Genomic DNA, 21,493 nt, shown 5'->3' with positions numbered 1-21,493 from the left:
GAGGAGGAAATTGTTATGAATTATACCGTAGCCAAAAAAATAACAGGAATGCTGCTCGCGGGCAGTCTGCTTCTTGGCGGTTGTCAATTCTCGCCAACACCGCTCGCTCACGAGACAGTGACTGCCGCTGATCCGACGGACTTTCCCTCCCTGCCTCCCGGAGAGAAACTGAAATCATCTTTCAGCGATGTCCGCCTTCCCGGCATGGTAGGCATTGCGCAGAATGCTGCGCTGCAGTTGTTCATTAACGAAGAGACTGCCGAGATTGCAGTGATTCACACGCAGAGCGGCCAGATCTGGCGCAGCAATCCTGCAGATCGTGAGCAGGATGGGGTTGCGGCCGGGATAAACAAAGACCTTTTGTCATCACAAACGAAGCTCAGCTTCTTCAACAGCCTTGGACAGAGCAGCACCGTGAATTCCTTCACGGATAGTGTTGCACACAAGCAGATAAGCTACGAGGTGCTGCCAAGCGGCGTGCGGGTCCACTACCAGTTTGGAAGCACTGAGCGATCCATAGAAGACTTGCCGATGAAGATCAGCAAGGAGCGATTTGAACAAAAGCTGCTTGCACAGCTAGATAAGGCCGGGCAGCGGGCCTTGAAGGTCGGTTATGCGGAAGATAAGGATGAAGGCGCTTACGTCCGGATTGATAAGGCGATGCAAGGATTGCAATTGTCACGGGCCTTGAAGGCTTTTGACACAGCCGGTTACACATCGGAGGATCTGGCTCAGGATCATGCCGAGTTTGGCATTGAAGAGGAACGAAGTGGACCACGGCTGTTTATGCTTACGATGGAATATGAGCTGGATGGAGAGGATCTGCTCGTGCGTGTTCCGTCCTCAGGCATTCATTTTCCGGAGGAATATCCGATCAACAGCATATCTGTAATGGATTACTTCGGGGCCGGGGGTTCAGAAGAAGAGGGCTCCATACTGGTGCCGGACGGTTCGGGAGCGCTGATCCATTTTAACAATGGCAAGCTGCAGTATCCTGCCTATCAACAAGATATATACGGACCGGATATGACCATGAAACTACGGGAAGCAAGTTCGAATGAAGCCAGAGCCAGGTTGCCGGTATTTGGACTGATTCGGAAAGAGGGAGCTTTCCTGGGCATTATTGAAGAAGGGGATGCCGTTGCAGTTGTGAATGCCGATATCAGCGGCAAACTGAACAGCTACAACAACGTATATCCCAGCTTCTATGTGGTGAACAAGAGCGATGTGACGCTTCAGGCAAGTGATATGGTTCGTACACTTCCGAAATTCCAGAAGAAACCGACTGTGTCTGATTTCGTCGTTCGATATGCTTTTGTGGGGGCGGATAAGGCCTCGTACTCCGGGCTTGCATCTCTCTATCGGGATTATCTGATGCAAAACGGCGGACTTCCCGAGTTGAACGCCAGCAAGGAGCAGAGTAACGTTCCCTTTTATCTGCAACTGTTCGGTGGCATGACAACAAGACAGCATATGTTGGGCATACCGTATGATTCAACGGAGGCTTTGACCACATTTGATGAAGCCAAAAACATTCTCTCCGCCTTGACGGAGAAGAATGTATCCAATATTCAGGTGCGCTATGCAGGATGGCTTAACGGCGGACTTCATCATCGACTGCCGGATTCCATCCAAGTAGACGGCGCGGTAGGCGGGAAAAAGGGATTGCGGGAATTCAGCGCATACACACAAGAAGCGGGCATCGGTTTCTATCCCGATATTGCTCTGCTGAATGTGCAATCCAAAAAAGGGTTTAAACCGTCCAAAGAAGCTTCACGCACATTAACTCAGGAACCGGCGGTCTTGTATCCGATGAACCAGGCCATCCAGAGGCGGGACCGGGATCGTTCACCATCCTATGTGCTTTCGCCCAACATGCTGGAGGACGTGACGGCAGACATGTTAGATGAGCTGAGGTCCCTTCAAAAGGATGGACTGTCGCTAAGCCTGAATGATCTGGCAGCTCAGTTAAACAGCGATATGAATCCGAAAAAGCTGGTGGACCGAACACAAGCGCTCGGCTCCGTGAAGAAGGCACTGGAACAGATCGGGCAGCAGGCTGGCTCGCTTGTTGCTGAAGGCGGGAACGCTTATGCCCTGCCGTATGTAACTGGTCTGACAGATGCACCTATGACCAGCAGTCGTTTCAAGCTGGAGGATGAAGAGATTCCGTTCTATCAGCTCGTTGTACACGGCAGCATCGGTTATACGGGGACGCCATACAATCTCTCCACATATACCAATGCAAGGCAATATGTGCTGAAGCTGATTGAATATGGAGCCAGCCCTTACTTTGCATGGTTCAATGCGCCAAACCATGTTGTGAAAGAAACGGATTATGATGATCTCTACGCGGCGAATTATGAACAATGGATCGATCTGGCTGCCGAAATCTACAACGAGGTGAACCAGGTGAACCAACCGTTTGCCGGGCGTTCCATGATATCTCATGAATCCCTGGAGGAGGGCGTCTTCCGGACAACATATGAAGGTGGCGGGTTCGTAATCGTCAATTATAACGACTTCCCTGTAGAAGTTAACAACGATACAGTGGAAGCCCAAAGCTATGTGACTGGTGGTGAGCAAATATGAAGACGCTCCTGAAATGGAAATGGGGAAGTCGTACGTATGCTCAGCAGAAAGCCATGTGGGGCGTAATCTACGTGCTTCCCTGGCTCATTGGTTTTGTGTTGTTTTTCTTCATCCCGCTGTTAGCCTCTCTGCGATACAGCATGAGTACAATTCAAGCTAACGCGGAAGGCATAGCGATTCAGTTCAACGGTGTTGCGAATTACATTCAGGCGCTAACCGTCAATACAAGCTTTAACCGTGCGTTAATTGAGGCGATTACAGACGTTCTCATCAACGTACCGCTTATCGTTATATTCAGTCTGTTCCTTGCCGTCATCCTGAATCAGAAGTTCAGGGGCCGGGCTGTAGCACGGTCGATCTTTTTCCTGCCCGTTATTCTGGCATCGGGAGTGATTATGACACTGGAGAGCACCAGCCTGATTGAAGCAGTTAATCAGAGCAGCACAGGTGGAAGCTCACTCGGGACATTTGAACTCGAAAATCTGATGGTTAACGCCGGAGTGAGCGATTGGATCGTCACGTATCTGAGCAGCGCCGTAGATCGGATCTATCAGATCGTCAGTCAATCCGGTGTACAGATTTTGATCTTTTTGGCAGGGATCCAGACGATTTCCCCTCAACTGTATGAGGCTTCGAAGATGGAAGGGGCGACGGGTTATGAAGCTTTTTGGAAAATTACGTTCCCGATGGTCAGCCCGCTTATTTTTGTCAATGCGATCTATACGATCATTGATTCGTTTGCCAATAACGCCATGACGGAACTGATCCGGGATACCGGCTTCGTCAAATTTGACTTTGGATTAAGTTCTGCCATGGCATGGGTCTACTTTCTGGCCATTGCCATCATTCTGGTTATCGTATCCATCATTTTCTCGAAGCGAGTCTTCTATCAAGATTAGAAAGGAGGGTGTCCCACGTGACAACATCACGATTATTATCGCTGGAGCATTGGAAAGGCTGGCTGTGGGCCATGATCCGATTTGTTCTGATTACCGGGCTTTCCTTCGTTATCCTGTTTCCCATATTTCAGAAGGTTTCCACATCCATCAAAGCTAAAGGTGATCTGTATTCGGCAGTGGTGGTGTGGATTCCACAGAACTTCTCCATCGACAATTTCAAAGAGGCGATACGCGTCATGGATTACTGGGCAACGCTGTTTAATACGTTTGCCCTGTCTGCAACGACTACACTGCTGACTACAGCGTCCTGTGCACTTGCAGGATACGGATTCGCCAGACTGAAATTCAGGGGAAGCAACTTGCTGTTTGCTGGTGTAATTCTGACGATTCTTGTACCGCCAACGACCATTCTCATTCCGGTATACCTGAATCTGAAAAGCTTTGATCTCATGGGGCTTATGACGCTTATAGCCGGCAAACCCGTTAATTTGCTAAACACCTATTGGCCGTTTATTCTGACGGCGATTACGGCCAATTCACTTAAGGCCGGCTTGTACATCTTTATCTTCCGGCAATTCTTCAGAGGTATTCCGAAGGAAGTGGAGGAGGCGGCCTATGTGGACGGCGCGGGCATCGGGCGAACATTTTCAAGAATCATGCTGCCCAATGCCATTCCGTCCATGGTAACAGTCATGCTGTTTTCCTTCGTATGGCAGTGGAACGACAGCTTTTATACGACGACTTATCTGACTTCAAGTAAAGTCATGTCGACCCAGTTATCGTCCCTTCCGTATAATCTGGCCCAGCAGGTTACTGACGGTGCAGCTTCCCAGGCCGATCCGTTCTATCTGAGCATGATCCAGGATACAGGAATCCTTCTTGCCATTCTGCCTTTGATCGTCATCTATTTGTTTGTGCAACGATATTTCGTAGAGAGTGTAGAGCGTACGGGAATCGTGGGTTAAGTTAATTTCTCCTGTACGTTTGGAGTGGGATCAGTCTGGAAGAGGAAGGAGGAACTTCATGCAACATTCCATCTGTGAAAAGGGGGCATGTAACGACCTCATGAGCGTCTGCTCACAGCCGAACCGCGATCCTTCCCTGCGCAGGATCCCCCTGCTGGTGTGGAACGGGCTGCGGGAGCGGGCGCCGACCTGAGCGATCTGTTTGATCAGAGATATTCTGACGGAGCTTACCTCGCATTATTGCAAGGCAATATATCAGATCAGGAGGAATTAAAGTGAAGAAGTTCATGACATCTTGTAAACTTGTACTCATTCTGGCTTTATTGATCACAATTGCTCCATGGGGAGGCAGCCGTGCCGAAGCATGGGTGGGCATGCCGATGGGCAAGCTTCACGTAAACGGCAAAAACCTGGTGAACAGCAACAACCAGCCTGTGCTACTGAACGGTTGGCATCAACCCTCAGGTGCCTACTGGACATATCAGGACAGCAATTATTATCTCAATCTGCACGGCAATAACCGTCATGCAGCTACACTGGCTTATCTGAAAGACATTACCGATACTTTTGCTGACACCAGCGCGAAGTACGGAAGCAATCATGGCTGGAATATGAATCAGGTACGTCTGTTCATCGATCGTCAGGACATGGGAGATGTGGCTGCTGGTACATATAACTTTGCCGGTGTGCAGACCGTTACGCAAAATGTAATTATTCCGTACATTCAATATGCCAAAACAAAAGGTGTCTATGTTGTCTTGGGACTGGACTTCACATTGAAGGATGATCAGGCAACAACACCTGCCAACCTGCAAAAATTCAACGAAATCTGGGGTTATCTCGCTTCACGCCCGGAGATCAAAAGTGCAGACAACGTTCACTTCGAACTGATCAACGAACCGGTGAAATCCTATGCCAATGGACATTGGGGTGGATACAACGGGGAAAATGACTTTGTGGATCACTGGAATGACTTGCGTAATTTCCAAAATTCCATGATTTCAACAATTCGCAGCAAAGGTGCGGACAATGTCATCTGGGCGGCAGGTCTGGGATACAACCAATTTTACAGCTTGACGGCAAGCCATCCATTGACTGATCCGCTCAATAACTATGGATATGCGGTTCACTGGTACCCTGGTTATGGCGCATATGACAACTTCTCTATCCTGCAAGACCAGTGGAATACCAACGTGAAGGCAGCCGCTGACAAATATCCGATTAACATTACCGAGGTAACCTGGTTCAAAAACAAACCTGGCGATTCGGCCTATTGGAACTTGTTTAATGGCAGCAATGAAGGTTTTGGTACCAATACCAAAACAATCTTCAACGCCGCAGGCAATGTCAGCATTGCAGCTCATATGAACGGATTCATTCTAAGTGAAGGACCACGAAGCTCCTTTGCCGACCCAACGGCTGGACTGAAATGGGATGGAGATGCTTCACGGAGTGCCATGGGACGATTCCTGTTTAACTGGTACCATGAACGTGCTCAGACTTACCCGGGCAGTGGAACAGGTGGACCAACAACAGGTCTTGTATCCGGAGCAACCTATAAAATTGTAGCCCGGCATTCCAACAAGGTTATTGATGTCCCAGGTGGTCTAAACGAAAACAATCTTCAGCTCCAGCAATGGAGCGATCTGGGCGGTAACCCCCAGAAGTGGGTTCTGACTTCGATCGGTAACGGCAACTATACACTGACAAGTGTGAACTCACCGGACAAAGTTATCGACATTCGCAACGGTACCAACACCAATGGGGAAGTGGTCCAGCTCATGAGCAATCTGAACACAACCGCTCAGCATTTTAAGGTCAACGATCTTGGTAACGGGTACTGGAGTATCATCAACGTGAACAGCAACAAAGCGATTGAAGTGGCAAACGCTTCTACTTCGGATGGTGCCAAGCTGCAGCAGAACACCTACACAGGTGCTACAAACCAACAATGGAAATTTGTTGCCGTTAGCAATTAATAAGCACAATGTTAAACAAAACCTCCCCAAGTCATTTCATGTCTTGGGGAGGTTTTTTGCGTTTATTTTTGATACTTTGGGATGGATGTCATGCGAAGGTAAAATACAACTATATTTGTGCGCTAACCCGCAGAGTGACAATTATTTTCATGCAAGCATTGTACGCTGCAGTATGTAAATGTACCATAAGGAAGAAGTTGTACCTTCACCAGGAAGAAATGCCCGGTGTATCATGGAACAGCTACCTTATCACAGAGAAATGTAAGCGCTTGATAAAAAAGGGAGGGTACATATGCAGCTCCTATGGTCCAAATTTTCACCCGTGTTCCGCCGATTCCTTATTTCGTATCTCATCATCCTGATGATTCCTCAAATCGCGGGATATGCCTCTTACCAAGCTTCCATTGAAGCGGCTCGTTCCAGCTCCATTGAGAACAGCTTGAAGTCACTGAGTCTTGGCAAAGAGATCATTGAGCGAAATCTTCTTCAAGTCGAAGCTTTTACCAGACAGCTTGCCGCCAATCCCGATTTGCAAAATTTAATTGCTGGCCCAAAGCCGCATGATCTCTACAATGTCTACGGTATGAACCGTATGCAGCGGAGCCTCTCCATGTACAGCAGTACCAATGATTACTTGTCCCATTTCTTCATTCACATTCCCAACTACAATGCCATCATCACACCAAGAACCGTGTATTATCGTCCAGAGCATTATTATGCTGCCAATCAGCTGGACGGTATGACGTTTGAACAATGGCATGACCAAATTCTCAAACAACCACACTTTAATGAAATCATACCGCTTCGAAACTATAAACGTGAAATACTCGGCACTGTGCTTGCAGACGTTCCCGCCATTACGTTTCTGCAGTCTCTGCCTTTGAACAGCTTTAACAAACCGCAAGCGACGATTGGTGTCATGATTGATCAGAATCAGATGGCCAGTCTTACTCAAAATATTGTGGATCAATATGGCGGCTGGACTCTCGTCACCGATGCGGAAGGGCGGATCATTTTCTCCCTTGGCATTGAACAAGCCGAAGCCGAGCAAATGGCACAGAGTCGCCAGAGAGAAGCTAACGCTGCGGAAACGGAGCTGAACGTGCAGAATGTACAGCCTGGAAGTGATGGTCGGCTGCTGATATCGATACAGTCCAGTCAAAATGGATGGAATTACATGGCAGGGATTCCGGAGAAAGCACTCATGACAAAAGCGGACCAAATCAAACAAGTCACGCTGGCGTTTACTTTGGCAACCATTGCCTTGGGTCTGTTAATTGGGCTGGTTCTGGCCTATCGAAATAGTGCACCCGTTTACAGATTATTGGCCTCTTTTCGGGAACAAATCACCGATTCGCCAGGCAGACGGGGCAATGAATATGATTTTTTGGCAAGCCATATTAACAATCTGATTGCAAATAATGACTCACTTAAAAACGCCATGAATGAGCAGATTCCGTTATTGAGAGACGGTTTTATCAAACGTTTGTTAACCGGAGAAGTTTATACCTCACTTGAGCTGGAGGTTATCTCATCTCAGGCGCACATTTCTCTTCATAGCAGCCAGGGCTTGGCAGGCTTAGTGAAGGTAAACGGATATGCCAATCCAGACAGTGAAGAAATTATTCATGAACTGGGTGTTGCAAGGCTGCTCGTCAAACAAGTACTTACAGAGTGGAATGGGCAACTGCTGATCACGGATTGGGGAACTGACCAGATCGCTTTTGCCTGTCCATTGGATGAAAACCCATTGAATGAAGCTGTTGGGAGATGTGAAAAAGAGCTGAACACGTTGATGGAAGTGATCTACCGGGAGCATCGGATATCCACAACAATTGGCACAGGTGCAGCTTACGAGGTCTGGAATGATGCAGGGCGCTCCTTTGACGAAGCCAAACAAGCTCTGGATTATGCCATTCATATGGGAACAGATCATCTGGTGAGATTTGAAGATACGATGAAGGAAAATGAAATGTTCTATTATCCGATTGAGTCTGAACAGCGACTGCTGAACACAATCAAAGTCGGGGAGCCTGAAGAGGCGATACGCATTCTGGAGCAATTGTTTCTTCGTAATTTAGAGGAGCGAGAACTGTCCTACGAGATGACACAGCAGTTCATCATGGAGCTGAAGGGGACTTTTCTGAAGTTGGACGAACCAAAATTCAAGCTGGATGCCTCCCTGCTGGAGGAATATAAAACTCGGGTGATATCCATTCAGATGACAGAAACGATTACTTCGCTGCGTGCAAAATTCAAACGGTTAACAGAAGATATCTGTGGTGATTTCCAGAGAAGAAGAGCAGGAGCACATGCGGATACTGTAAACGAAATGATTTGTTTTATCCAACATAATTATGGGGATGCAAACTTGACGATCTATCGGATTGCCGAGCACATGAGCAAGTCCGAGAAGTTTATATCCCAACTGTTCAAAGAACATACGGGAGAGAATCTTTCCGATTATGTAGAACGGGTACGCATTGATGCTGCCTCGAACTTGTTGCACTCCACCTGTCAGACCATTGACGAGATCGCGGTGGCCACCGGGTATAATAGTGCACATTCATTCCGCCGAGCTTTCAAGCGGGTACGCGGCATTTCTCCGAGTGTGTTTCGGAAAATGGACGTTCATAGCGGTTAATGTAGGTTGTTTCTCGAGAACTATATTCGCCTTTTGTACTTTCTCAGCGTAACTGTACCTTTACGCATCCCCAGCGCAATCTTATGATTACTCAAAAAGTAAGCGCTACCAAGACGAGTTGCAGTTCAGCACGATTTGGAGCCAAGAATGGGGGGATGATTCTGAGAACCACAATGACCAGTGAATCAAAGTCCGTAGAGAAACCAAGTAAACCGTTTGCCTTGAAGCAAGCATTATCCAGAAGCTGGAGGCGACATTGGCAGCTGTATCTGCTGATCCTGCCACCGATTGCTTACTTTATTATTTTCAAGTATATACCCATGGTGAATGCGGTCTTGGCATTTAAAGATTACAACGTCATCAAGGGGATCTGGGGCAGTCCGTGGGCCGGAACCAAGTATTTCGAATTACTTTTCAAAAATCCGGCGTTTGTCATGCTGATCAAGAACACGCTCTACATTTCGTTTTACAGCCTGATCGTTGGTTTCCCAATTCCTATATTACTGGCGCTGGCGCTGAACGAAATCAAAAACATACGATTCAAAAAAACAGTACAAATGGTGACGTATGCTCCATATTTCATCTCTACGGTTGTTATGGTCTCCATCATTATGCTCTTTCTGTCTCCTAGGCTGGGTATTGTCAACACGATTGCCGGTGCCCTTGGGTTCGAAGCGGTGAATTTTCTGGGTGAGCCCGGACTGTTTAGATCCATCTACGTATTCTCCGATGTGTGGCAGGGGATGGGGTACTCCGCTGTGATATATCTGGCTGCTCTGGCAGGTGTTGATCCATCCCTATATGAAGCGGCCAAAGTGGACGGAGCCAACCGTATACAGAAAATCATTAATGTTGATCTGCCTGGACTACTTCCGGCAGCCGTCATCATTCTGATCTTGAGTGTAGGGAATATCATGGCTGTTGGGTTCGAAAAAATATATTTGTTGCAAAATCCGCTCAACCTGTCTGCTTCGGAGATCATCTCCACGTATGTCTATAAAATAGGATTGCTGAATGCCAATTACAGCTTCGCTACTGCGGTTGGCCTGTTCAACTCGGTGATTAACCTGATTCTTCTATTAATCGTAAACGCGGTCGCCAAGCGACTGTCCAATACAAGCTTATGGTAACGGGAGCGAAAGGAGGAGAACCAACCCATGTCTAACACACAGACAAATGCAGGTCGTTCGCGGATCAAGAGCAGCAGTACAATTCGTGAATCCTGGGGAGACCGCGTATTTATAACAGTTGTTTATTTCATGTTGACAGTCGTGCTCATTGCCGTGCTGTATCCCTTGATCTATATTGTGAGTTCTTCGCTTAGCAGCCCTGCTGCCGTCTCCTCGGGAAAAGTCTGGTTGTGGCCCATTGACCTGACGTTCGACGGTTACAAGTCTGTATTGCGGAATGATCAAGTCCTTACCGGTTATGCCAATTCCCTTTTCTATACAGCCTGCGGCACCTTCATCAGCGTGGCACTGACCATTATGATTGCTTATCCATTATCCAAAAAAACGTTTGTTGGTCGCAGCTCGTTAATGATGTTTATTACCTTCACCATGTTGTTCTCGGGAGGTTTGATCCCTACCTATCTAGTGGTGAAAACCATGGGACTGATTGATACCCGCTGGGCGTTGCTGATTCCCAATGCCGTCTGGGTATGGCAAGTCATCATTGCCCGTACCTTTTTTCAGAACTCGATACCGGAAGAATTGTCCGAAGCAGCAGATATCGATGGCTGCAGTGACATCCGGTTTATCTTCAGTATTATCCTGCCACTCGCCAAACCGATTATCGCCGTGTTGTCACTTATGTACGCTGTCGGTCAGTGGAATGCATACTTTGACGCCCTCATCTACCTGAAATCACAGTCGCTCTATCCGCTACAGCTGATATTGCGCAGTATTCTTATTCTGAACAGCAGTACGGGGAACATGGATGCATCGGAAATGATCAAACAGCAGCAGATGGCTGAACTCATGAAGTATTCGTTAATTGTGATGGCCAGCTTGCCGGTGCTAATCATCTATCCTTTTGTTCAACGGTATTTCGTGCAAGGCATGTTGATTGGCTCAGTTAAAGGATAAGTTCATTTTTTCTATCTATTCATGAGGGAGAGGATTGTATTGAAAAAAGCGGGATTCATCATTCTTACCTTTATGCTGTTTACCTCGTTGGTACTTGCCGGATGTTCAAGTTCTGATAAGGGGAACGGGGAAGGCAGCGACCCGTCAGGCAAGACAGCCATTAATGTGTTTGCTCACCAGGGTTCGGATACCAACCTGTCCACTAACAAATTCACGAAGAAAATGGAAGAGAAGTTTGATATTCAGTTCAACTGGACTACGGTTCCATTCGACGGTGCAGCGGAGAAAAGACAGATTTCACTGGCTTCCGGTGATTATCCGGACTTGTATCTGCTCATCCCTTGGGTAGATCGATTCTCCCAGACAGACTTGTTGAAGTTTGGTCAGCAGGGGGTTATTTTGCCGCTGAATGATCTGATTGAGGAGCATGCTCCTAATATTAAAAAAGTGCTTGAAAGCAATGACTATTATCGGGCCATGAACACTGCTCCCGACGGAAATATCTATGGTTTGACGGGTCTAAATGAATGTTTTCACTGTTCATACCCGAACAAGATGTGGGTCAACACCAAATGGATGGAACAACTGGGCCTGACCGAACCCACGACGACAGAAGAATTTAAGGAAATGCTTCGGGCATTTAAAACGAAAGACCCGAACGGGAACGGTAAAGCCGACGAAGTACCGCTAAGCGGTTCGACTGAAAATTTCGGTGTGCACATTATTCCGTACTTGATGAACGGTTTTATCTATGACGACGATCGGAATTATCTGATTGTCAATCAGGGGAAAGTGGAGACCGTAGTGAACAAACCGGAGTGGAAAGAAGGACTTGCCTATATTAAATCCCTGTACGATGAAGGGTTGATTGATCCAGGGGCTTTTACCCAAAATGTCGGGGCCTTCAAAAAAATTGGCGATAACGCCGACGCACAGCTTCTGGGTGCCGGGGCAGCCATGCATCCATCGTTATTCGTAACGACTGCCGAAGGTTCACCTTACGGGAATGATTACAATCCCATCCCTCCATTGAAGGGACCCAATGCTGCTTATGCTACGTACAACTATCCGATTGATCCCGGAGCGTCCTTTGTACTGACAAACAAAGCCAGTGAGGAAACGCAGATCGCGGCCATAAAGCTGCTGGATTATTTCTATACCCAAGAAGGGACCATGGCATCATATCTGGGAGAAGAGGGCGTAAGCTGGCGCAAACCACAAGAAGGAGAAGTGGCGCTCAATGATCAGATTGAGCCGTTATATAAAGCCATTCCGCTTCCTTCTGGAGAAGAACCTCGTAATGACAGTTGGGCTGCATTAAGTCAGTACAATCATCACCGTGCATATCGGGACGCCGAAGTACAGGGGACAGACATCTATGCCAATGATGGTTATGAGCGACGGCTCTATGAGGCGACATTGTTAATGGAGGGCAAGGAACCGAAAGAGGTTTTCCCTCATTGGGCATTGTGGGTAGATCCGTCCCTTGCTGATGAAGCCAGCATGATGCAGACCAATCTCAAGGATTACATCGATCAGAACGCCCTGCAATTTATTACAGGCGCCAAAAATCTGGATAAGGATTGGGATGAATATGTGAAAGGGCTGGAGGGACTGAACATTAATCGATATCTGGAGATTATGCAGTCTTCCTATGATACTTCTTCTGTTTCCAAATAATTAAAGTATCTGAATCATACAGAGCGGGAAAAGTTAATGTCTGTATTTGCACACCCAAACGTTCCCGGTTCGCAATCAATATATGCGAGCCGGGAACGTTTTTTATTGATATAGATTAAATCGTAAATTTCAATGCATCCTTCTTAAAATTCTATGATTGAACCTGTCCTGCAAGCCAAATATTCACAGGACAGATTCAACGGTTCGCGCACATTCCCTTGGTTTAGTACATGCGATATCTTCCGCTTAGAGCCAGCATGCTGAAAAAATACAAGCAATTGTCGTAATAACGTCGCTCTCCCTGACGCAGAGGGGTGTTCCAGAACTTGCGAACGAATGTGTCAGCATGTGGACCGTCCGCAGCCAGTGAAGCCATGGCATTGGTAGCCAGCAAACCTACAGGATGCAGTGAAGGTTCGTCGAAAGGTTCACCTTCTATTGTATAACGACGATAATCGGACATTTCAATATCACTGAAGAAGGACTGAATCCGATTGGATTGTTCGATCTGCCAGTGATCCTTGCGGAACCATTCCCAGTCCAGCGCTACATTTGCAGCAACACGGTAGGCATCACTGTAGAAATGTCTGAAATCACCATGCGGCTGTATTGGAGCCGGAGAGCCGTCATAGTTCGCATATTCAGGTGAAAGTCCGGTTACGGGATGGCAGGCTGTATGAAGGTAAGCACGACTGGCGGCCGCCGCTTCTTTCCAGAAGCTCTGATCTTCTTCATCCGCATATTTCGCGAATAGTTCATAAAAATGAGGCAGATGGTAGGAGGGATCGCTAAACGGTGTTTCTGGTATGAATTTGATCAGTTTTGTTTCCGGGTCCCACATGGGATCGCCTTCGCCGTCTTCGCCCTGATGTATACATGCACGAAGGATCTTGCGGGCTTGTGCCTTGTAATCATAAGGTTCAGCGCCATCGCCCCAGCGGTTGGAGGCAAAAAAAAGCGCCATGGCAAAAAACTCCTCACCATCAGGAGCAGGACCTTGCGAGAGTCGGGTTCCGTCAGGCTTGCAATGCCAGGCAAAATAATCTTTATAACGTCCCTCTTTATGTTGCATAAACGTGTGTGAGAAATTCCAGAGTCGATCAAATTCTTCCTTTCTGTCCATCTGAACAGCCATCATCATGCCATAAGACATACCTTCAGAGCGAACATCGAGATTACCGGTATCCAGCAAATATCCTTTGTCCTCACCCATGGGGTAATATATTCGAGTATTTTCATCGCCATAAAACAGCTCGTTCCATGTTTCTTCCAATCTGTTCGTGATCTCATTCTCATCGTAACCTAGCTTCAAAAACAGATTTGTATATGTACCCGTATCCCACGCGCCTTGACCCGTGATATTCATGAGTATCCTCCTTCATCAATGCGGTTTTTCAAAATTATAACATGGAAATAGTATACAAATTAAAGCGTTTACATGAAAAATTATAGGTGTTCTGATCTGCATGTCATTGTACTCAACTTAAAATGATATATTGGTTAAAATCCTATACTTTGTCAGGTTGTTGTAAAATTATGTAAGGGATACACTTTGGGAGAAGGATCACATCTGATCTAATAATAATACAAGCTGTGATCCTTTAAATGTTGTTTGAGGATGGTCAGAATCTAACCGGAAGGATGTGATGGTGATTTATGCTCCCGGATTCAGGAGATGCAGGTGAAAACACGGAATTCACTGCACCGCGCGATCCAGTTGGAGTGAAAGCGTCGGCAGTCAAGCCCGCAATTGATTTTGAGTCACATAGATATCGCGACATGATTGGCCGATCTCTTCTGAACAAAGGAAATAATGTCAGATTAAAACGAGCCATTGAGAAGGCAAAAAACGGCGAACCTGTCGTTATCGCTTATATTGGAGGCTCCATTACCCATGGTGCTGGTGCAGTACCTATTCATCTCCAAAGTTACGCTTATCGGTCGTATGAGTCGTTCAAATTTATGTTTGCGCTTTCAAAGGATAGTCCGATTCATCTGATTAAAGCAGGTGTGGGTGGAACTCCATCAGAACTGGGGATTGTACGTTATGATCGTGATGTGCTGAGGGGAGGTGCCGTTCAGCCGGATATTGTCATAATCGAATTCGCAGTCAATGACGCAGATGATGAAACCCAAGGTAAATGTTACGAGAGTCTGGTACTCAAAGCACTTACTGCCGATAACAAGCCAGCGGTCATCTTGTTATTCAGTGTATTCGAAAATGACTGGAATCTACAGGATCGTCTCGCTCCGGTAGGCTGGCATTATGATCTGCCAATGGTAAGTGTGAAAGATGCTGTCGTAGATCAGTTCAACAAGACAAAAGGTGAAGGCAACGTTATTTCCAAAAAGCAATTTTTCCATGATATATATCATCCAACTAACATAGGGCATCGAATTATGGCCGATTGTTTGGAATATTTGTTCGACGTGACGAATCGTTCTGAGTGGGATGAGAAAGATCATGATATTGAAAAAGCTCCGCTAATTGGAAATGAATTTGTTAATGTGAAGCTGTTGGATCGGAAAACCGGCAATCACATTGCCCGAATCGATGCAGGCTCTTTTTGTAAAACAGACACGGATTTGCAGATGGCTGAGATGGATGCTCATGACTATGGTACACCTCAGTTCCCCCATAACTGGATGCGTACAGGAGAGGAAAAAGAGGATCAGAGCAGCTTTCGGATAAGTTTGCAGTGCAAAAGCCTCATTCTGATCTTCAAGGATTCTGGTAACGACGAATTCGGAACTGCACATATCAAGGTAGATGGGGTATTCGTCCAAAAAGTCGATCCGCGTCAAGTGAACTGGACCCATTGCCATGCCATACTTCTGCTTAACGAAGAGCATGTGGGGGAGCACTCCATCGAGATCGAAATGGCGGAAGGTCATGAACATAAATGCTTCACCATTCTGGGTTTTGGCTATGTGGATTAACTGAAGACTGATAGTCACTCATATGTTCGGAGGAAAAGAGAATGGAATTGATCTCACCAGCAGTAACGGGATATGACCAGTATCGGGAGAATATACCACGTGGAGTCATGGAGACGGTAGAGTATCCTTCCACCACGGTTGGCACTTCCCGTAAAGCGATGGTGTACACCCCACCAGAATTTTCTTCGACAACGATGTATCCTGTACTTTTTCTTTTGCATGGTATTGGTGGAGACGAAACCGAATGGCATACTCATGGTTCTCCCCAAATTATTCTCGATAATCTGTACAACGATAACTTGCTTGAGCCAATGGTTATTGTTTTCCCCAACGGTCGTGCAATGTCGAATGACCGAGCTGAAGGAGACCTGTTTGAACCTGAGAAAATCAAAGCATTTAAACGGTTTGAATCCGATCTGCTCAACGATTTGATACCTTACATGGAGTCGAACTACCCTTTGCATAAAAGCCGGGATAAAAGGGCGATTGCTGGTTTATCCATGGGTGGAGGTCAATCCTTAAATATCGGATTAAGTAATCTAGACCATTTTGCATGGATCGGTGCTTTCTCCGCAGCCCCAAACACCAGAAGTCCGGAGCTACTTGTCCCTGATCTTTCGAAAGCGCCTTCATTACTCTCGCTGTTATGGATCTCTTGCGGTGAACAGGACAATCTTATAGAGATTAGTCTTGGGGTTCACCAATATTTGGCGCAACACGGAGTCCCTCACATTTGGCATGAGGAAAGTGGAGGACATGATTGGCCCGTATGGAAGAACGATCTGTATCTGTTTTCGCAACGTCTTTTCAAGTGAATTTGCTGAAGAACATTCATATCGGATTGTAGCATCAACCTAATCTATTAAAATATCAGGAGGTATTATCTATGTTCAAATTTAGCAAAAAATTGTTAACCGTTGTTCTTGCAGCTTCCATGAGTTTTGGTGTCTTCGCAGCAACATCGAGCGCAGCAACAGATTATTGGCAAAATTGGACAGATGGCGGAGGAACGGTCAACGCCGTGAATGGATCGGGCGGGAATTACAGCGTGAATTGGCAAAATACCGGGAACTTTGTTGTCGGGAAAGGGTGGACATACGGTACACCTAATCGAGTAGTCAATTACAATGCTGGTGTATTTTCTCCATCAGGTAACGGATATCTGACCTTCTATGGTTGGACAAGAGGCGCACTCATTGAATACTACGTGGTGGATAGCTGGGGAACATATCGTCCGACTGGCACGTACAAGGGCTCAATGACTAGTGATGGTGGCACATACGACATTTATACAACGATGAGATATAATGCACCTTCCATTGATGGTACGCAGACTTTCCCTCAATATTGGAGTGTAAGACAGTCCAAGAGACCGATCGGAGTCAATTCTACCATCACGTTCAGTAATCATGTGAATGCATGGGCGAGCAAAGGGATGTACTTAGGCAACAGCTGGTCCTATCAGGTGATGGCAACAGAAGGTTATCAAAGCAGCGGAAGCGCAAACGTGACGGTTTGGTAAAAATGATGTGATGCAGTTCAACGTCTGCACCTGCATTTGAATTCAATTTTCCGGTAGCGTTGAGTAACGTTATTCTCTAGACTAACCGACCTCGACGTTGCCGGATTTAAGCTTAGTAAAGGAGAATAATTGAATGAGGAAGCTGGTATGGTTAATTTTAATCGCTATAGTTGTTAGTCTAAGTGCTTGTTCAGCAAGTAATACCAAATTAAACGATGACTTGGTATTTGTCGAAGGGGGAGCCTTCAAGAGTAGTAAGCCGAGTCAGATTGATAAAAATGAAACGCTGGATTCCTTCTATATTGGCAAATACGAAGTAACTCAAAAAGAATGGATGGAGGTTATGGGGGAAAACCCTTCTGGCTTCAAGGGAGATGACCTGCCTGTTGAAATGGTCAGCTGGTATGACGCAGTGGAATACTGTAATCAAAAAAGTATAAAAGAAAACCTGAAACCTTATTACAATATAGACAAAGACAATCAGGACACGAATAACCACAACGAAAACGACAATATAAAATGGACTGTAACGATCAACGAGGACGCCAACGGTTACCGTTTACCCACAGAGGCGGAATGGGAATACGCTGCAAGCGGGGGTCAAAAGAGCTTAAATTACACATACAGCGGAAGTAATAATCCTGATGAAGTTGCTTGGTACTGGGTAAATGCCGGCGAGAAGATTCTGACGGGTGACTGGAGCTGGCCCGCTATTGAGAGCAACCGTAATCAAACCAAAAAAGTCGGAACTCAGAAGGCAAATGAGTTAGGAATCTATGATATGTCTGGGAATGTGAGAGAATGGTGCTGGGACTGGTACAGTGATTCGGAAAGTCCCAATCAATCCTGGCGAGTTGTAAAAGGCGGAGGCTGGATTGGCGGTGTCAATAACAATGAAATATCATTTCGAGGCAAATTTGATGCAAATGGTTTTGGTCCCGATCAAGGATTCCGTATTGTACGTGGAGAATGAAAAATCTTTTTCCTGACAATAGATTACTTCTGAGCTAAACCTATAATTTGTCGGGTGAAAACCTATAGTTTAACAGGTTGTTGTACCAAAATGTAAGCGTTACACTTGAATTGTTATCCCGACGCTTCGCTACAATCGGAGCGTTTTTATAGTACGGTCTGGTGGAAATTTTGTACTCCAAGTTGTACGAGCAGACAACAATCCTGCTGTTGTTCTGCTGTTTAGCGTTTCTAGAACAACTGGAATCTACCTATAGATATAGATAAAATACATGCAGCTGATCAAGGATAAAAGAGAGGTGAGCTAATGTACAAGGTCATTGTCGCAGATGATGAACCGTTTATGCTAGAAGGATGGAGAACGATGATTGACTGGCGAGCTTGTGGATATGAACTCTGCGGAACGGCAACGGATGGGGAGGAAGCGCTTGCTTTATTCAACTCGGTTGAACCGGATCTTGTCGTCACTGATATTCAAATGCCTGTTATGGATGGTCTTGGTTTGATTCACACCTTGCGAGAAGATCTCGCCTATACCTCTAAAATTGTTATCGTTACAGGATACTCGGATTTTAATTACGCGAAGCAAGCCATACGGTATCAGGTCGATCAGTATGTGCTTAAACCTCTTGTTCCCGAGGAAATTCACCAAATCCTTATGGAAATGATTGAACCTCTGGACAAACGCAGAAATGAGCAAAAACAGCAAAATGGAGTCATGGTTACAGATGAAACCGATGAGAATCATCTTAATGAATATCGGATAAGCGAAGAATATGATTTAGAGCAAATGATGAACATCTCCAAAGAGATCTTGGCGTTGATTGAATCAGAAAATACGTATTCTATCGATATTGCAGTGAGTGCACTGTTAGAGAAGAGTGAGAAAGCAGAGGTTTCGTTGGAATGGATACATCATGTCATTCGATATATCCATGGGGAGTTGCTACGTAAATATGGAAAAAGAGAGGGTTGCAGAGAAATACTCTGTGAAAAAGAATGGCATGAGGCTGCGAGTTGGTCTTCCGGCACATTGCAAGACCTGTGTGTTCGACTGTCCAAGCAACTTTCCCAGTCTGAATTGAAGCAAAAGACGGGTACGGGAGGGCTGGTTGCAGAAGCAGTGAATGAATTGAAGCAACACTATCGAAGTAAAATTAAATTACAAGATGTAGCTAATCGTATTCACGTGAATTCTGCCTATCTGGGTCAACAGTTCAAGCGGGAGATGGGGGTCAGTTTCAGTGACTATGTACACCAGCTTCGTGTTGAGGAGGCCCGTAAACTCCTGCGACGTACCAATATGAAGATCACTGACATTGCATTCAGGCTAGGATATCATGATGCTGAATATTTCACCCAAAAGTTCAGAGCGCATACAGGGGAGCTTCCGTCAGTCTATAAAAACAAAAACCAAGGGTGATCATATGCGTCATAAATTCTGGATGTTCAGTAAGGTTAATGATATTCCTCTCCGATCCAAATTTCTGCTTATTTATGTACTTAGTATTCTCCTTCCTGTAATAACGATTAATATCTTCTTTTATCAACGCACCTCTGCGGATATCAAGATTAGAGAACAGGAAAATCTGCGTAAATCCATCGACAGGGCTGCGGGGGAACTGCTTGGCATGATTGATGAGAGCGTTGCCCTGAGTCGAATTATTGCAGCAGACGATTCGCTCTATGAGGCACTGGATCGGACCTATCACTCCCCCGTTGATTATTACAACGTCTACCATGCATTCCTGCGTGATAAATTAACACGGTATATGTCAGCGAATATTCTGGAGGTGCGTATTTATACGGATAACGATACCATTCAGACGGGCAGTCATTATATTGTAATGAAAGACAAGAATGTACTCCCTGGATTGAAACAGCTGAAATCCACCAGTGGAGGCATTCTTGTCGTTGATTATATTGAGCCATCCGGATTTAACGCGGGAAGAAGAATCAGTGTGATTGGCAAAATGGACACCTATACTTCCTATGCAAATTACAACAAGTATTCCAAGATTGATCTGGAACTTAGCCGGGTGTATAGCATTTTAAATCGTGAATCAGACAGTCTTCAGCTGCGTCTGGTGGACAGCAACAATCGAACTGTCGTTTCAAGTGGAGAGTTCAGCGAAACCGACTTATCCCCCCCTGATAATGAATCAATGCTCAAGGAATCTGGGGATTCTGCTTACACGCTCGAAAAATCGTTGGGGAATCTAGCCTACCTAAAGGGTTGGAAATTGATTGGAGTTGCTGATACGCGTCACCTTGACCACCTGCTGCAAGAAGCCTTTAAATCAATTTTGGGGTTACTCGCATTAAGTATCGTGGTCCCCTCTGTATTGATCTATATTATTTTGCGTTCCTACCACTATCGGATTCGCAAGCTATCCAGACATATGGAGAAGGTTCGTAACGAACGATTCGATCTGATTGAAATTCACGAAGGCCGCGACGAAATTGGCGGGCTTATTCGTACATTTAACATCATGATTGGTAAAATTCATACGCTGATTAATGACGTATATAAACTGGAAATCCGTCAAAAAGATCTGGAGCTGGATCAAGTGAGGACAGAATTGTCCATGCTCCAGAGTCAGATGAATCCCCATTTTTTATTTAACACATTAAATGCCTTGCTGGTCGTTAGTACGAAGAATGGATATACAGAAGTAATTGAGATTATTAAAAGTCTGTCCAAACTGATGAGACAGTTGCTCAGTCATTCTGACAATCTGATTCCTTTGCAAGAAGAGCTGCAATTTACGAATCTTTATCTCCAGATTGAGAAGTTTCGCTTTGGAGAGCTGTTTGATTACACCTTCGAGGTTGATCCTGATGCAGCTTCGTTGCTTATTCCACGAATGAGTATTCAACCGCTCGTCGAAAATGCCTGCAAACACGGCTTGCAGGCGCGGAAAAATGGAAGGGAGATCAAGATAACGGCGAGACGAAACACGTCTGAACTGGTTATTCAAGTGATCGATAATGGAATCGGTATGGATGCAGGGAGACTAACCGAGCTCCTGCGAGATATCCGTTCTGAAAGACCCAGGAACGGCGAGCATGTAGGACTCCGCAATGTCTACCGCAGGTTGGAACTCTTTTATGAAGGAAATGCGATATTTGATCTAAGCAGTGTACCTGGAAAGGAAACTATTGCAGGGTACCGGATACCGATCTCCAAGCTGGAACAGAGGAAATAGGAGG

The 21,493-nt window shown here is 45.9% G+C and carries 15 protein-coding genes; 14 read left to right on the top strand and 1 reads right to left on the bottom strand.

What is annotated here, in order from left to right:
• The first annotated feature begins 15 nt into the window (after nucleotides 1–15).
• From MHI14_RS16235 to MHI14_RS16200, 8 genes are all read left to right on the top strand, one after another.
• Nucleotides 16–2,592 carry a DUF5696 domain-containing protein gene (locus MHI14_RS16235; protein ID WP_341130775.1) on the top strand — a complete coding sequence of 859 codons (2,577 nt, stop codon included), beginning with the start codon at nucleotides 16–18 and terminating at the stop codon, nucleotides 2,590–2,592.
• The gene (locus MHI14_RS16230) at nucleotides 2,589–3,491 is read left to right on the top strand and encodes a carbohydrate ABC transporter permease (protein ID WP_341130774.1); all 903 of its coding nucleotides are present in this window, start codon (nucleotides 2,589–2,591) and stop codon (nucleotides 3,489–3,491) included. Before MHI14_RS16235 ends, MHI14_RS16230 begins: the two co-directional genes overlap by 4 nt.
• Before the next feature lie 17 nt (nucleotides 3,492–3,508).
• On the top strand, nucleotides 3,509–4,456 hold the full coding sequence (locus tag MHI14_RS16225; RefSeq protein ID WP_091030510.1) for a carbohydrate ABC transporter permease: 948 nt from the start codon (nucleotides 3,509–3,511) through the stop codon (nucleotides 4,454–4,456).
• 275 nt (nucleotides 4,457–4,731) lie between these two features.
• On the top strand, nucleotides 4,732–6,435 hold the full coding sequence (locus MHI14_RS16220) for an RICIN domain-containing protein (protein WP_133384773.1): 1,704 nt from the start codon (nucleotides 4,732–4,734) through the stop codon (nucleotides 6,433–6,435).
• A gap of 292 nt (nucleotides 6,436–6,727) precedes the next feature.
• Nucleotides 6,728–9,079: a helix-turn-helix domain-containing protein gene (locus MHI14_RS16215; protein ID WP_341130773.1), complete on the top strand. Its 2,352-nt coding sequence runs from the start codon at nucleotides 6,728–6,730 to the stop codon at nucleotides 9,077–9,079.
• 275 nt (nucleotides 9,080–9,354) lie between these two features.
• Nucleotides 9,355–10,209 (top strand): ABC transporter permease, encoded by an 855-nt coding sequence (locus tag MHI14_RS16210; protein ID WP_341131713.1) that lies wholly within the window; start codon nucleotides 9,355–9,357, stop codon nucleotides 10,207–10,209.
• Between the two features lie 27 nt (nucleotides 10,210–10,236).
• Nucleotides 10,237–11,166 carry a carbohydrate ABC transporter permease gene (locus tag MHI14_RS16205; RefSeq protein WP_133384775.1) on the top strand — a complete coding sequence of 310 codons (930 nt, stop codon included), beginning with the start codon at nucleotides 10,237–10,239 and terminating at the stop codon, nucleotides 11,164–11,166.
• Between the two features lie 72 nt (nucleotides 11,167–11,238).
• Nucleotides 11,239–12,846 carry an ABC transporter substrate-binding protein gene (locus MHI14_RS16200; RefSeq protein WP_371129066.1) on the top strand — a complete coding sequence of 536 codons (1,608 nt, stop codon included), beginning with the start codon at nucleotides 11,239–11,241 and terminating at the stop codon, nucleotides 12,844–12,846.
• Nucleotides 12,847–13,069: 223 nt separating this feature from the next.
• On the opposite strand, the gene MHI14_RS16195 is transcribed toward MHI14_RS16200, so the two are convergent.
• Nucleotides 13,070–14,212 carry a glycosyl hydrolase family 8 gene (locus MHI14_RS16195; protein ID WP_341130772.1) on the bottom strand — a complete coding sequence of 381 codons (1,143 nt, stop codon included), beginning with the start codon at nucleotides 14,210–14,212 and terminating at the stop codon, nucleotides 13,070–13,072.
• A 290-nt stretch (nucleotides 14,213–14,502) separates the two neighbouring features.
• Between MHI14_RS16195 and MHI14_RS16190 the strand changes: the two genes are divergently transcribed.
• The 6 genes from MHI14_RS16190 to MHI14_RS16165 all read left to right on the top strand — a co-directional run bounded on the left by MHI14_RS16190 (nucleotide 14,503) and on the right by MHI14_RS16165 (nucleotide 21,489).
• A complete protein-coding gene (locus tag MHI14_RS16190) occupies nucleotides 14,503–15,786 on the top strand; it encodes an SGNH/GDSL hydrolase family protein (RefSeq protein WP_341130771.1) in 1,284 nt (427 codons plus the stop codon).
• Nucleotides 15,787–15,827: 41 nt separating this feature from the next.
• A complete protein-coding gene (locus MHI14_RS16185) occupies nucleotides 15,828–16,601 on the top strand; it encodes an alpha/beta hydrolase (RefSeq protein ID WP_091030491.1) in 774 nt (257 codons plus the stop codon).
• 71 nt (nucleotides 16,602–16,672) lie between these two features.
• The gene (locus MHI14_RS16180) at nucleotides 16,673–17,308 is read left to right on the top strand and encodes a glycoside hydrolase family 11 protein (protein WP_091030490.1); all 636 of its coding nucleotides are present in this window, start codon (nucleotides 16,673–16,675) and stop codon (nucleotides 17,306–17,308) included.
• A gap of 133 nt (nucleotides 17,309–17,441) precedes the next feature.
• The gene (locus MHI14_RS16175; RefSeq protein WP_091030487.1) at nucleotides 17,442–18,281 is read left to right on the top strand and encodes a formylglycine-generating enzyme family protein; all 840 of its coding nucleotides are present in this window, start codon (nucleotides 17,442–17,444) and stop codon (nucleotides 18,279–18,281) included.
• A gap of 306 nt (nucleotides 18,282–18,587) precedes the next feature.
• Nucleotides 18,588–19,703, top strand: a complete 1,116-nt coding sequence (locus tag MHI14_RS16170) for a response regulator transcription factor (RefSeq protein WP_133384778.1) — start codon at nucleotides 18,588–18,590, stop codon at nucleotides 19,701–19,703.
• Between the two features lie 22 nt (nucleotides 19,704–19,725).
• Entirely contained in the window at nucleotides 19,726–21,489 is a 1,764-nt protein-coding gene (locus MHI14_RS16165; protein WP_341130770.1) for a sensor histidine kinase, read from the top strand.
• The last annotated feature ends 4 nt before the right edge of the window (nucleotides 21,490–21,493 follow it).

The organism is Paenibacillus sp. FSL K6-2393, assembly GCF_038002545.1.
Lineage (GTDB): Bacteria > Bacillota > Bacilli > Paenibacillales > Paenibacillaceae > Paenibacillus.
Note: the sequence above shows the minus strand (reverse complement) of the source record. Positions and strands in the feature narration are given on the sequence as shown.